The organism is Pseudomonas sp. R3-18-08, from assembly GCF_003852065.1.
Classification (GTDB): domain Bacteria; phylum Pseudomonadota; class Gammaproteobacteria; order Pseudomonadales; family Pseudomonadaceae; genus Aquipseudomonas.
In genome coordinates, this window is record NZ_CP027729.1 from 1,046,682 (window position 1) to 1,059,601 (window position 12,920).

16 protein-coding genes are annotated in these 12,920 nt (G+C 60.2%); 10 read left to right on the plus strand and 6 right to left on the minus strand.

Features of this window, described 5'->3' with window-relative positions:
• Nucleotides 1-109: 109 nt before the first annotated feature.
• From hisG to hisC, 3 genes are all read left to right on the plus strand, one after another.
• Nucleotides 110-745, plus strand: a complete 636-nt coding sequence (gene hisG, locus C4J92_RS04725; protein WP_003171824.1) for an ATP phosphoribosyltransferase — start codon at nt 110-112, stop codon at nt 743-745.
• 127 nt (nt 746-872) lie between these two features.
• On the plus strand, nt 873-2,189 hold the full coding sequence (hisD, locus tag C4J92_RS04730; RefSeq protein WP_124403098.1) for a histidinol dehydrogenase: 1,317 nt from the start codon (nt 873-875) through the stop codon (nt 2,187-2,189).
• A gap of 3 nt (nt 2,190-2,192) precedes the next feature.
• Nucleotides 2,193-3,245, plus strand: a complete 1,053-nt coding sequence (gene hisC / locus C4J92_RS04735; protein ID WP_124403099.1) for a histidinol-phosphate transaminase — start codon at nt 2,193-2,195, stop codon at nt 3,243-3,245.
• A 115-nt stretch (nt 3,246-3,360) separates the two neighbouring features.
• Here the strand turns inward: hisC and C4J92_RS04740 are convergent, their stop codons facing one another.
• Nucleotides 3,361-4,635 carry a uracil-xanthine permease family protein gene (locus tag C4J92_RS04740; protein ID WP_124403100.1) on the minus strand — a complete coding sequence of 425 codons (1,275 nt, stop codon included), beginning with the start codon at nt 4,633-4,635 and terminating at the stop codon, nt 3,361-3,363.
• Nucleotides 4,636-4,637: 2 nt separating this feature from the next.
• Nucleotides 4,638-5,276, minus strand: coding sequence for a uracil phosphoribosyltransferase (gene upp / locus C4J92_RS04745; RefSeq protein WP_017138223.1), 639 nt, complete (start codon nt 5,274-5,276; stop codon nt 4,638-4,640).
• Between the two features lie 163 nt (nt 5,277-5,439).
• Between upp and C4J92_RS04750 the strand changes: the two genes are divergently transcribed.
• The 3 genes from C4J92_RS04750 to C4J92_RS04760 all read left to right on the plus strand — a co-directional run bounded on the left by C4J92_RS04750 (nt 5,440) and on the right by C4J92_RS04760 (nt 6,960).
• On the plus strand, nt 5,440-5,997 hold the full coding sequence (locus C4J92_RS04750; protein WP_065885799.1) for a hypoxanthine-guanine phosphoribosyltransferase: 558 nt from the start codon (nt 5,440-5,442) through the stop codon (nt 5,995-5,997).
• Nucleotides 5,998-6,000: 3 nt separating this feature from the next.
• A complete protein-coding gene (locus tag C4J92_RS04755) occupies nt 6,001-6,468 on the plus strand; it encodes a WbuC family cupin fold metalloprotein (RefSeq protein ID WP_124365850.1) in 468 nt (155 codons plus the stop codon).
• 204 nt (nt 6,469-6,672) lie between these two features.
• Nucleotides 6,673-6,960: a PA4642 family protein gene (locus C4J92_RS04760; protein ID WP_124403101.1), complete on the plus strand. Its 288-nt coding sequence runs from the start codon at nt 6,673-6,675 to the stop codon at nt 6,958-6,960.
• 103 nt (nt 6,961-7,063) lie between these two features.
• Here C4J92_RS04760 and mqo read toward each other — a convergent pair whose 3' ends face one another.
• Together mqo and C4J92_RS04770 are read right to left on the minus strand one after the other, a co-directional pair.
• Nucleotides 7,064-8,599 carry a malate dehydrogenase (quinone) gene (gene mqo / locus C4J92_RS04765; RefSeq protein ID WP_124365852.1) on the minus strand — a complete coding sequence of 512 codons (1,536 nt, stop codon included), beginning with the start codon at nt 8,597-8,599 and terminating at the stop codon, nt 7,064-7,066.
• Between the two features lie 701 nt (nt 8,600-9,300).
• Nucleotides 9,301-9,534 (minus strand): hypothetical protein, encoded by a 234-nt coding sequence (locus C4J92_RS04770; RefSeq protein ID WP_124403102.1) that lies wholly within the window; start codon nt 9,532-9,534, stop codon nt 9,301-9,303.
• A gap of 183 nt (nt 9,535-9,717) precedes the next feature.
• On the opposite strand from C4J92_RS04770, the gene C4J92_RS04775 reads away from it, so the two are divergent.
• A complete protein-coding gene (locus tag C4J92_RS04775; RefSeq protein ID WP_124361329.1) occupies nt 9,718-10,302 on the plus strand; it encodes a YajG family lipoprotein in 585 nt (194 codons plus the stop codon).
• A gap of 56 nt (nt 10,303-10,358) precedes the next feature.
• Here the strand turns inward: C4J92_RS04775 and C4J92_RS04780 are convergent, their stop codons facing one another.
• The gene (locus C4J92_RS04780; RefSeq protein WP_124361330.1) at nt 10,359-10,568 is read right to left on the minus strand and encodes a hypothetical protein; all 210 of its coding nucleotides are present in this window, start codon (nt 10,566-10,568) and stop codon (nt 10,359-10,361) included.
• A gap of 180 nt (nt 10,569-10,748) precedes the next feature.
• Between C4J92_RS04780 and C4J92_RS04785 the strand changes: the two genes are divergently transcribed.
• Nucleotides 10,749-11,006 carry a hypothetical protein gene (locus tag C4J92_RS04785; RefSeq protein WP_124369671.1) on the plus strand — a complete coding sequence of 86 codons (258 nt, stop codon included), beginning with the start codon at nt 10,749-10,751 and terminating at the stop codon, nt 11,004-11,006.
• A gap of 121 nt (nt 11,007-11,127) precedes the next feature.
• Here the strand turns inward: C4J92_RS04785 and C4J92_RS04790 are convergent, their stop codons facing one another.
• Complete coding sequence (locus C4J92_RS04790) at nt 11,128-12,291, minus strand: 1-acyl-sn-glycerol-3-phosphate acyltransferase (RefSeq protein ID WP_177413176.1); 1,164 nt, start codon at nt 12,289-12,291, stop codon at nt 11,128-11,130.
• A gap of 133 nt (nt 12,292-12,424) precedes the next feature.
• Between C4J92_RS04790 and C4J92_RS04795 the strand changes: the two genes are divergently transcribed.
• Nucleotides 12,425-12,607 (plus strand): CPXCG motif-containing cysteine-rich protein, encoded by a 183-nt coding sequence (locus tag C4J92_RS04795; RefSeq protein ID WP_124403104.1) that lies wholly within the window; start codon nt 12,425-12,427, stop codon nt 12,605-12,607.
• 15 nt (nt 12,608-12,622) lie between these two features.
• Nucleotides 12,623-12,883, plus strand: coding sequence for a putative signal transducing protein (locus C4J92_RS04800; protein ID WP_124403105.1), 261 nt, complete (start codon nt 12,623-12,625; stop codon nt 12,881-12,883).
• Nucleotides 12,884-12,920 lie beyond the last annotated feature (37 nt).

Consider the following 12,920-nt stretch of genomic DNA (forward strand, 5'->3'; position numbering starts at 1 on the left):
CCTACACACACACCGGTTTGTTTCAAATCGAGGCTGTAAGGGCCTCGATCTGTGTCTGGCGCCGTTTGCGACCGGACAGCAATAGCCTGATGAAGGACTGACATTTCCCATGTTGACCATCGCACTGTCCAAGGGCCGCATCCTTGACGACACGTTGCCGCTTCTGGCTGAAGCGGGCATCGTGCCGACCGAGAATCCGGACAAGAGCCGCAAGCTGATCATCCCCACGACCCAGGACGACGTTCGCCTGCTGATCGTGCGGGCTACCGACGTGCCGACCTACGTTGAACATGGCGCCGCCGACCTCGGTGTCGCCGGTAAGGACGTGCTGATGGAATACGGCGGCCAGGGTCTCTACGAGCCCCTGGACCTGCGGATCGCGTTGTGCAAACTGATGACCGCCGGTCGTGTCGGCGATGTCGAGCCCAAGGGCCGCCTGCGGGTGGCGACCAAGTTCGTCAACGTCGCCAAACGCTACTACGCCGAACAAGGCCGTCAGGTCGATATCATCAAGCTTTACGGCTCGATGGAGCTGGCGCCGCTGATCGGCCTGGCCGACAAGATCATCGACGTGGTCGACACCGGCAACACCCTGCGCGCCAACGGTCTCGAGCCCCAGGATTTCATTGCCGACATCAGCTCGCGCCTGATCGTCAACAAAGCTTCGATGAAAATGCAACATGCCCGTATCCAGGCGTTGATCGACACCCTGCGCACGGCAGTGGAGTCGCGACACCGCGGTTGACTCACCCGCGTAGCCCAAAGGCTGCGCCCGTCTATCCGCCTCATAGCCAGAATTCTCAGGTGCCCAAGCGGAGCGAACGGTAGTTTAGGGCGCCTGAGTTTTTGCCAATTCTATTGAGGCCCTCGCTATGACCACGTCCACTGCAATTGCCCGACTCAACGCTGCCGACCCGGATTTCGCCGATCATCTGGATCATCTGCTGAGCTGGGAAAGCGTGTCCGATGACTCGGTCAACCAGCGGGTGCTCGAGATCATCAAGGCCGTGCGCGAGCGCGGCGATGCAGCACTGGTGGATTTCACCCGTCAGTTCGACGGCCTCGACGTCAAGTCCATGGCGGACCTGATTCTGCCCCGTGAACGCCTGGAGCTGGCCCTGACGCGCATCACCGCGCCCCAGCGTGAAGCCCTGGAAGTGGCGGCGGCGCGGGTGCGCAGCTATCACGAAAAACAGAAACAGGATTCGTGGAGCTACACCGAGGCCGACGGCACCGTACTGGGCCAGAAGGTCACGCCGCTGGACCGCGCCGGCCTGTACGTGCCGGGCGGCAAGGCCTCGTACCCGTCGTCGGTGTTGATGAACGCGATTCCGGCCAAAGTGGCAGGCGTGACCGAAGTGGTCATGGTGGTGCCGACCCCGCGTGGTGAAATCAACGAGCTGGTGCTGGCTGCCGCCTGCATTGCCGGCGTCGACCGCGTGTTCACCATCGGTGGCGCCCAAGCGGTTGCCGCGTTGGCCTATGGCACCGAAAGCGTACCGAAGGTCGACAAAGTGGTGGGGCCGGGCAATATCTACGTCGCCACCGCCAAGCGCCATGTGTTTGGCCAGGTCGGTATCGACATGATCGCCGGCCCCTCGGAGATCCTCGTGGTGTGTGACGGCCAGACCGACCCGGACTGGATCGCCATGGACCTGTTCTCCCAGGCCGAGCACGATGAAGACGCCCAGGCGATCCTGGTCAGCCCCGACGCCGCGTTCCTCGATCAGGTCGCCGCCAGCATCAACAAGCTGTTGCCGACCATGGAGCGCGCCGAGATCATCGAGAAATCGATCAATGGCCGTGGCGCACTGATTCTGGTCCGCGACATGGAGCAAGCCATCGAAGTGGCCAACCGTATCGCGCCGGAGCACCTTGAGCTGTCCGTAGCGGACCCACAGGCCTGGCTGCCGTCGATCCGTCATGCCGGCGCGATCTTCATGGGCCGCCACACCAGCGAAGCCCTGGGCGACTACTGTGCAGGTCCGAACCACGTATTGCCGACCTCCGGCACCGCGCGTTTTTCGTCGCCGCTGGGGGTGTATGACTTCCAGAAGCGTTCATCGATCATCTTCTGTTCGCCCCAGGGCGCGTCCGAATTGGGCAAGACCGCCTCGGTGCTGGCCCGTGGCGAATCGCTGAGCGCCCACGCGCGCAGCGCTGAATATCGCATCCTCAAGGGAGAGTAAGGCATGAGCAAATTCTGGAGCCCTTTCGTCAAGGACCTGGTGCCTTACGTGCCCGGCGAGCAGCCAAAGCTGACCAAGCTGATCAAGCTCAATACTAACGAAAACCCCTATGGCCCTTCGCCCAAAGCGTTAGAGGCCATGCGGGCCGAGTTGAACGACGACCTGCGTTTGTACTCGGACCCCAACAGCGACCGCCTCAAGCAAGCGGTGGCGAAGTATTACGGCGTCGAGGCGAACAAGGTGTTCCTTGGTAACGGCTCCGACGAAGTCCTGGCGCATATCTTTCACGGCCTGTTCCAGCACGAGTTGCCGCTTTTGTTCCCGGATATCAGCTACAGCTTCTATCCGGTTTACTGCGGTCTTTATGGCATCAAGTCTGATCCTGTGCCGCTGGACGAACAGTTCCAGATCAACGTGGCGGATTACGCCAAGCCCAATGGTGGGATCATCTTTCCCAACCCTAACGCGCCAACCGGTTGCCTGCTGGCGCTGGACGCTGTGGAACAAATTCTCAAGGCCAACCCGGAATCAGTCGTGGTTGTGGACGAGGCTTATATCGACTTCGGTGGCGAAACTGCAATCACCCTGGTGGATCATTACCCGAACCTGCTGGTGACCCAGACGTTGTCCAAGTCGCGCTCGCTGGCGGGCCTGCGGGTTGGCCTGGCGGTGGGACATCCGGACCTGATCGAAGCGTTGGAGCGGGTCAAGAACAGCTTCAACTCCTACCCGCTGGATCGCCTGGCGATTGTCGGCGCTGCCGTGGCGTTTGAGGACCGTGAATACTTTGAGAAAACCTGCGGGTGGGTGATAGACAGCCGTGAAAAACTCACCGGCCAGTTGCAGGCCAAGGGGTTTGAAGTGTTGCCTTCGGCAGCCAACTTCATCTTTGCGCGCCACCCACAGCATGATGCGGCTGGCCTGGCGGCCAAGCTGCGTGAGCATGGGGTGATCGTGCGGCACTTCAAGCAGGAGCGGATTGCCCAGTTCCTGCGGATCAGCATCGGGACGCCGGAGCAGAACCAGGCGCTGATCGATGGGCTCGGCGAGCTCTAAGCCACACTGAAGATCTAAAAATGTGGGAGGGGGCTTGCTCCCGATGGCGGTGTGTCAGTCAACAGATGTATTGACTGTTACACCCCTATCGGGAGCAAGCCCCCTCCCACATTAGTTAGAGCAACGGCTCGTCAGGCTTTTTGTGCTTCCAACCATCATTGCCCGGCAGCAGCAGGTTCAACCCAATCGCTACCACCGCGCACAAGGCGATGCCCTTGAGGCCGAAATCGTCCGGGCCGGTGCCGGTACCCACCAGTACACCGCCAATCCCGAACACCAGCGTCACCGATACAATCACCAGGTTGCGCGCTTCACCCAGGTCAATCCTGTGGCGAATCAGCGTATTCATCCCCACCGCCGCAATCGAGCCGAACAGCAGGCACAGAATTCCGCCCATCACCGGCACCGGAATGCTCTGCAGCAGCGCGCCGAACTTGCCGATAAACGCCAGGCTGATGGCGAACACCGCGGCCCAGGTCATGATTTTCGGGTTGTAGTTCTTGGTCAGCATCACCGCGCCAGTCACTTCGGCGTAGGTGGTATTGGGCGGGCCGCCAAACAGGCCGGCGGCCGTGGTGGCAATCCCGTCACCCAGCAACGTGCGGTGCAGGCCGGGCTTCTTCAGGTAGTCGCGACCGGTCACGCTGCCGACCGCTATCACGCCACCGATATGTTCGATCGCAGGGGCCAGGGCCACCGGCACGATAAACAGAATCGCCTGCCAGTTGAACTCCGGCGCGGTGAAGTGGGGCAGGGCAAACCACGGTGCGGCGGCGATCTTCGCCGTGTCGACCACGCCAAAGTAGAACGACATGGCAAACCCCACCAGCACGCCAGAGATGATCGGCACCAGGCGGAAGATGCCCTTGCCGAACACCGCCACGATCAAGGTGGTCAGCAGCGCGGGCATCGAGATCAGCATGGCCGTCTGGTAGTGGATCAGCTCGGCGCCGTCGCCCGACTTGCCCATCGCCATATTGGCGGCAATCGGCGCCATGGCCAGGCCGATGGAAATGATCACCGGGCCGATCACCACCGGCGGCAGCAGTCGGTCGATGAAACCGGTGCCTTTGATCTTCACGGCAAGGCCCAGGAAGGTATACACGAAACCCGCTGCCATCACCCCGCCCATGGTCGCTGCCAGGCCGAATTGGCCCTTGGCGAGGATGATCGGGGTGATGAATGCAAAGCTCGAAGCCAGGAACACCGGCACCTGCCGCCCGGTCACCACCTGGAACAGCAACGTGCCTAAGCCTGCGGTGAACAGTGCGACGTTTGGATCAAGACCTGTGATCAGCGGCATCAACACCAGCGCGCCAAATGCTACGAAGAGCATTTGTGCGCCAGACAGGATCTGGCGCCAAAGCGGGTCGTTGAAATCATCCTGCATGCTCACGCGTCCTTCTGCTTGGTGCCGAATATCTTGTCACCGGCATCGCCCAGGCCTGGGATGATGTAGCCGTGTTCATTCAGGCGCTCGTCGATGGAGGCGGTGTAGATCTGTACGTCAGGGTGCGCTTTCTCGACGGCGGCAATGCCTTCGGGCGCGGCGACCAGCACCATGGCGCGGATGTCCTTGCAACCGGCTTTTTTCAACAGGTCGATGGTGGCGACCATGGAGCTGCCGGTGGCGAGCATCGGGTCGATGATCATGGCCAGGCGTTCGTTGATTTCCGGGACGAGTTTTTCCAGGTACGTGTGGGCCTGCAACGTTTCTTCATTGCGGGCCACGCCGACGGCGCTGACCTTGGCGCCCGGGATCAGGCTGAGCACGCCTTCAAGCATGCCGATACCGGCGCGCAGGATCGGTACCACGGTAATTTTCTTACCGGCGATTTTCTCGACCTGTACGGGACCGGCCCAACCGGGGATCTCGTAGGTTTCCAAGGGTAAATCCTTGGTGGCTTCGTAAGTGAGCAGCGCTCCAACTTCCTGAGCAAGCTCACGGAAATTCTTCGTGCTGATGTCGGCACGGCGCATAAGGCCGAGTTTGTGTCGGATCAGCGGGTGGCGGATCTCGCGAGTGGGCATGGGAAAGGCTCCGGCGGCGGGCAAAAAAACCGGCCTAGATTAATCTATCCGAGGGTGTTGTCCTATAGACATCAAGTACGTTAGTCCATAAAGGCTTGATTGGAGCGCAGTAGAAGCGTAACTTCGCCCGCTTTTCTTGCCACAGCACCCCTTGGAGAGCGCCATGTCCGCTGATCTCGAGCATATCCGTCAAATCATGCACGAGGCTGACTGCCTGTACACCGAAGCGCAAGTCGAAGCAGCGATCGCCAAGGTCGGCGCGCACATCACCCGCGAAATGGCCGACACCAACCCTGTGGTGTTCTGCGTGATGAACGGTGGCCTGATCTTCGCCGGCAAATTGCTCACTCACCTGCAATTCCCGCTGGAAGCCTCTTATCTGCACGCCACCCGCTATCGCAACGAAACCAGCGGCGGCGATCTGTTCTGGAAGGCCAAGCCGGAAGTTTCGTTTATCGACCGTGACGTGCTGATCATCGATGACATCCTCGACGAAGGGCACACCCTGGGCGCGATCATCGACTTCTGCAAACATGCCGGCGCGCGCAAAGTGCACACCGCCGTGCTGATCGACAAAGACCATGACCGCAAGGCGCGCCCTGAGCTCAAAGCCGATTTTGTCGGGCTGCCGTGCATCGACCGCTATATCTTCGGTTATGGCATGGACTACAAGGGCTACTGGCGCAACGCCAATGGCATCTACGCGGTTAAAGGAATGTAATCGATGGCCCGCTTTCTTGATCAGACGTTATTTGCAGAGTTGGCCGAGAAAGCGGGCGCCAGCCCCCGTGGCCGGCACCATCACAATTTCCACCAGATGGAAGAGCCGTGTCATCGCCTCGCCGTGGCCCTGCAGCCGAGTACCTATGTACCGCCGCATCGGCACCTGAGCGCGGACAAGGCGGAAACCTTGCTGGTGCTCCAGGGGCGACTGGGCCTGCTGATATTCAGCGACACCGGTGAGGTCATCACCAAGCGCGTGATGCAGGCAGGGGGCGAATGCGCGGGCGTCGACCTGCCGCCGGGCGTGTTCCATGGCCTGGTGGTGCTGGAGCCTGATACGGTGATGTTCGAGTGCAAGGCCGGGCCCTATCGACCGGTGGGCGAGGGTGAGTTGGCCGATTGGGCGCCCCGCGAGGGCGATGCCGGTGTGGCTGACTACCAACGCTGGATGCTCGCCCAGTTCGATTGAGCTGCGGCGCAGCCTGAACGCAGAAGATCAAAGTGTGGGAGGGGGCTTGCTCCCGATGGCGGTGGCTCAGTCAATACGTCGGTGACTGGCACTCCGCTATCGGGAGCAAGCCCCCTCCCACATTGGCTCTTCAGCGCTTTCGAAGCCTGTGCACCACAGGTAGACTTCAACCCCCGTATCAATGTCTGCAGGCTGGAGTCGGTAATGCGTAAAGATAAAAAACAGGTGATCGGTGACGAGATCGGCGACGACCAGATCAAATTGTTCCTGAACTTCGAGCCGGTCGATGCGACGTCCCCATCCCTGCACAAACTGATCAAGGCCTATCGCGGCCTGCGTATCGACGACTTCGAGCGTTTCCTGGGCTTCTTCAAGGAAGCCGGTCTGGACCTGGATGGCAAGGATGAGCATGGCCAGACCTTTGTCGACCTGATCAAGGACCAGCGCAACGCCGCCGAGTACATCGAGCTGATCGACAAAGCCCGCGGCTGATTATCCGAGCCATAAAAAAACGCCCCGGCCTCATAAGAGTCCGGGGCGTTTCGCTTTTAACGGCAGGAGCGAGCTTGCTCGCGAAGAACCTGAGAGCGCCGCGTCAAACCAGATGCGCTGCGTTATCGTTATCGTTTTTCGCGAGCGAGCTCGCACCTCCATCTACCAGCTCCAGGCTGATGTTGTTTTGCGTATTGATCTTGCGATACAGCTCGGCATCCGTCTCCAGCACTTTCTCGCGCGCCGGGAAGATCTCGTGCAGCTTGGTGGCCCATTCGCCCTTGGCTTTCTCCGGGAAGCAGCGCTCGATCAGGTCAAGCATGATCGACACCGTCACCGAAGCGCCCGGCGAGGCACCCAGCAACGCCGCCAGCGAACCATCCTTGGCCGCCACCAGCTCGGTGCCGAATTGCAGCACACCGCCTTTCTTCGGGTCTTTCTTGATGATCTGCACCCGTTGGCCGGCCACTTCCAGGCGCCAGTCTTCGGCTTTCGCCTCGGGGTAGAAGCGGCGCAGGGATTCCAGGCGCTGCTCCATGGACTGGCGCACTTCGCTGACCAGGTACTTGGTCAGGTCCATGTTGTCGCGCGCCACGGCGAGCATCGGGCCGATGTTGCCGGCACGAATCGACATCGGCAGGTCCAGGAACGAGCCGTGCTTGAGGAATTTGGTGGTGAACCCGGCGTATGGCCCGAACAGCAGGGACTTCTTGCCATCCACCACGCGGGTATCCAGGTGCGGTACGGACATCGGTGGCGAGCCCACGGCGGCTTGGCTATAGACCTTGGCCTGATGCTGCCTGACCACTTCCGGGTTGTCGCAACGCAGCCACTGGCCGCTGACCGGGAAACCGCCGAAGCCTTTGCTTTCTTCGATGCCCGACGCCTGCAGCAGCGGCAACGCCGCACCGCCGGCGCCGAGGAAGACGAACTTGGCATCCACGTCGCGGCTGTTGCCGCTGTTGACGTCCTTGATGCTGACGGTCCAGCCGGCACCATTGCGCTTAAGGCCGGTGACGCGCTTGCAGTACTTGACCTGGGCGTCCGCCGAACTGGTCAGGTGGCTGAGCAGTTGGTTGGTCAGGGCGCCGAAGTTGACGTCAGTCCCATTCATCACGCGGGTCGCGGCGATTTTTTCGTCCAGCGGGCGGCCCGGCATCATCAGCGGCATCCACTCGGCCATCTCGCTGCGGTCTTCGGTGTAGTGCATGTCCGAAAACGCATGGTGCTGGCTGAGGGTTTCAAAACGCTTCTTGAGGAAGGCAACGCCGTTTTCGCCCTGCACGAAACTCAGGTGCGGGACCGGGCTGATAAAGGATTTGGACGAGCCAAAGGTGCCTTTTTTGGTCAGGTACGCCCAGAACTGTTTCGACACCTCGAACTGGGTGTTGATGTGCACGGCTTTCTTGATGTCGATGGAGCCATCGGCGGCCTGCGGCGTGTAGTTCAGCTCACACAGCCCGGCGTGGCCGGTACCGGCGTTGTTCCACGGGTTGGAACTCTCCGCGGCACCCGAATCCATCAGCTCAACGACTTCCAGCTTGAGGCCGGGGTCGAGCTCCTTGAGCAGTACGGCCAGGGTGGCACTCATGATGCCGGCCCCTACCAGAACTACGTCGACTGCTTCGTTATGCGCCATTTAACGCGTCTCCAAAATCTGCAGCACCAAATTGACGGCATGGCTGCCAGGAGTGACGGGGCGGTTCACGTGTTGCCCCAGGTTACCCATGGCCAGGATCGCCATGTCCGTTTCGCAATTCTTTGCAACTTCAGCGCACGCTTCCTGCCCGGCTAATCTGCCTATGAACGCATTCATGGGCGCCTGTGGCAATTCGACTTATGGTCAAAGCGTGCGATTCGTGCAACCAATCCGTAGCGGACAGGCTCAAGCTCCGGTTGTTGAGGAGTACTCGATCCTGTGTTGGGCTGTTCCAGACGCTGATGGTGCTTGTACAAACGCCAAACTATTCATTTGCTCGCCACACTCTTGTGAAGTTGTGAAAACCCGTTTTTTCACGCTCTTTTGAAGACGTGAACCTCAAAAAAGGGCTGCCCAGCCTGGCACCTGGCCCGTGAAACGGGCAAAAAACTCAAGTGGCCGAGCGCAATGGCAGCTCTGGCAGATTCGATAAAAGACGGGTGGTTTGCAAAGGAAACAGCAAGCACGCCAGCTTCACTCGATCTGTGTGGGCGGCTCTCTGTGGGCAATTGGGAGGTTAATGCCGAGGCAATAACGATGCAGCGGGGCCCGATCAGGAGACGTCCTTATAATCGGGGGGAGATTGTAGCGAAGAACGCCGGGGAAATGGGCGTGTTTTATGACTTTTATTAGTGCGCTGGTCAGGAGGCCAACGCTTGTCGCGAAGATGCGCGTACAAACTCGGGGCTGACCCGTGCACTGGCCGGCAGCGGGCGGTGCATCCAGCCAAGGTGTGTCTCTGCAACTTCCACCCAGCCTTCACCGACGGGCGGCACGCTGCATTGCTTGAACGCCAGGCAATGGCCGTGGGCGTCGAGCAGGGCGAAGTGGCGATGGCGGGCGTGGGAGAAGAACAATGACTTGAGAAGGCGCATGACGATGTACCGGTTGCGTTACATGCTTGAAGGTTCTCAGTCTGCCATGACATTGGAATGACGCTTTTATGTGAAATTGTAATTTGCCCCATGCCTTCAGCTGCGGTTCAGGATTGCTGGTGAGTGACGCGCGAGCACCGTTATACTGGCGGCCTGTGTGCGCCTAGTCCTGGAGAAATGAGTATGTTGCAACGCCTGTTGTTCGGTTTGATCACTGTGACCAGTTTGGCTTTGGTTGGCTGCGCCAACAGCCCGCAACAACTCAGCCCGCAACCCAAAGTCACGGCGCAGTTGGCCCCGGTCGGTCACGGCCAGCCGGTGTCGGTGCGTGTGGTAGATGGCCGTCCGTCACCTACGCTGGGTTCGCGTGGCGGCCTGTACCCGGAGACCGCGCTGATTTCGGTGACCGGCGAGGACGTGCTGCCCAAGCTGCAGGCCCAGGCTGAAGCCGCTGTGCGCTTGTTGGGCTTTACCCCGACCAACACGCCGGGTGCGCCGCAACTGACCGTCACCCTGGCCGAACTGAAATACCAGTCGCCCAAGGAAGGTCTGTATGTGACCGAAGCGTCCATCGGCGCGACCTTCAAGTCCGACGTCAGCGCCGGTACGCGTCGCTACAGCGGCCGCTACGCCGCATCCCTCAACCAGCGTTTCGGCATGTCGCCGAACCAGGAAACCAACACCAAGCTGGTCAGCGATGTGCTCAGCGATGCCTTGACCCGACTGTTCAAAGACCCAAGCATCGGCCAGTTGCTCAGTTCGCAATAAGCTGTTCAAAAAAAACCGGGCTCATCGCTGAGCCCGGTTTTTTTACGCCTGGCGCTTCACGCCGCCGTGTCGACATAAAAATCCAACATGCTCACGCCAGTGAGTAAATCCAGCTCCGGCAGGTCGGCATGCACCTGCCCGGCGAGGGCGCAATACACCAGCCAGTGGCGGTCCTGGACGTTGAACGCAAGGCCGCCGACCAATGCCTCCTGTTCATCGCTTGGGGCAATCAGATACAGCCGGTCCTGGTTTTGCGCATGCAGCATGACAAGCACCTCACGTCGAAGGGCATCAGAGTGGCTTGTTAAGGTGACGTTCAGGTGACGCTGTAAATTACTGGATACATTAGTCGTCAACGGGGAGGGAGCATTAACGGCGCAGGAAGCCACTATCGTTCAGGTTTGTAGCTGAACCGATACCCGAATACTGTTTCGCCGAGGTTTGCGATGGCGTTGTCCGCGCTGCTCATCAATGCTGTAGCCCTATTGATTGCCTGCTCGGGCGCCGTAGTGCTGTTCCTGACCCGCCTGCGCGCGCAACGTGCGATGGCCGACCTCGCCCTGCGCAGCGAAGAGCGGGCCATCGACCAACCGATGCTGTTTCTGGATACGCGCACCGAACGGGCCTATCGCCAGGCTTACCGCGCCGGGTTTGCGGGCCTGGGGCTGGCGCTGGTGTTGTCCTGGTTCAGTACCCATTTGTAAGTACGCCGCCAAACAAATGTGGGAGGGGGCTTGCTCCCGATAGCGGTGGGTCAGTTGCAAATACCTGCACTGACACACCGTAATCGGGAGCAAGCCCCCTCCCACATTTTTTGACCGGTGTTTACAACGGGATCCCCGCCTTCACCCGATACTGATTACGCACCGGCATCGCATATTGCGTCACCAGGTACGGACGATGCTCGGACGGGCATTCGTGCAAGCGCCGCTCCCACTCCGCCTTCGCCTTGGCCAGTTCGTCGGCCGGGAATACGTCTGCGGCCTTGGGCACTTGCAGTTGTGGGTCGGCATCGTTCCATTGGGCATACGCCAGGTAATGCACCGGGAACAACCGATAACCGCCCAGGATCTGCCGGTCCATTTCGGCAGCCAGCAGCTTGGTGTCTTCGAAGCGCTCGGTAATCGGCGGCGCGAAGTTCACGTGCACCCGGCCTTTGTAGCCGGTGATGCCCAGCGCAATACTGACGTCATCCTCGCCCGGCGCCTTGCAGTAGGTGCCGGTGGTGGCGCGGATATACAGCTCGCGGGCCTTGGCGGCGTCGCACGGGTCGTACTCGTAGCTGATCGACACCGGTGTCAGGTTCAACGACTGGATGACTTCGGCGAACGGCTCGTCCTTGCGGCTGACGTGGAACATCTTGAGGATCGCCGATTCGGTGCGATCATCCCCATCCTTGGCCCGACCTTCGGCCTGGGCGATCCAGATCGACTGGCAGTCGTTGCGGATCGAATGGTTGATGTAGGCCGACAGCAACTGGTAGGCCGCCATCTTTTCCTTTCGCCCGGTGATCGAGCGGTGCACGATGAAGCTCTTGTTCAAGCGCATCAGGTCGCTGACGAACGGCTTTTGCAGCAGGTTGTCGCCGATGGCGATGCGCGGCGTAGGCAGGCCGGCATGGTAGACGGCGTAGTTGACGAAGGCCGGGTCCATCACGATGTCGCGGTGGTTGGCCAGGAACAGGTAGGCGCTGCCGGACTTCAATTGCTCGACGCCGGTGTAGGTGACGCCGTCAGTCGCGCGGTCGATGGTATGGTCGACGTAATACTCGACTTTATCCTGCAGCGTCGCCACGGTGGTGACACCGGCGAATTCACGGCGCAGCTTGCGTGCGATCATCGGCTTGAGCAGCCAGCCCAGCGCACCGGCGAAGCGCGGGAAGCGGAAGTGGGTCAGGATGTCCAGAAAGGCCTTGTCACGGAACAGCCGGTCCAGCACTGCCGGGACTTCGCTGTCGTTGTAAGGTCGGATGGTATCGAATTCGCCCATCATGCTCTCTTGTTAGAAACGGCTAGGGTAAGTAGAGGAAATACCAGGGTGCGGCCTGAGTAATGGGCTCAGCCGAAATATAACCCTGTAAATAGACCGGCGATTATACGCACAAGTCACTCAGGAGACCGCGATGCTGGAAAATGCGCTGTACGATTGTCCTTATTGTGGTGAAACGGTCGAAACGACGGTGGACTTGTCCGGCGGTGATCAGGTTTACATCGAGGACTGTCAGGTGTGCTGCAGGCCGATCAGTTTCAACCTGCAGGTGCACGGCGAAGAGTGGATGCTCGAGACCCGCAGCGAGAACGAATAAACAACAGGTAACGCGATGCAGCGAATCTACGAACCGGAAAACCTAATGGAAGGCGAGCTGCTGCAACAGATGCTTGCCAGCGAAGGAATAGAGGCGCACCTGGTGGGGCGCCATTTGCTCGGCGGCACGGGTGAACTGCCGATCTTCGGCTTGCTGGGGCTGGAGGTCGACAATAATCAGGCCGCCTACGCCCGCGAACTCATCACCGCCTATAACGCCGCGCAACCCTTGCCCGGCGACGAACCCGACAGCTTCCCCGACGTATTGGTCTGTTAGGCTGTCGGTCGGTTTACCCCAAGAGTCGTGTTGCCCC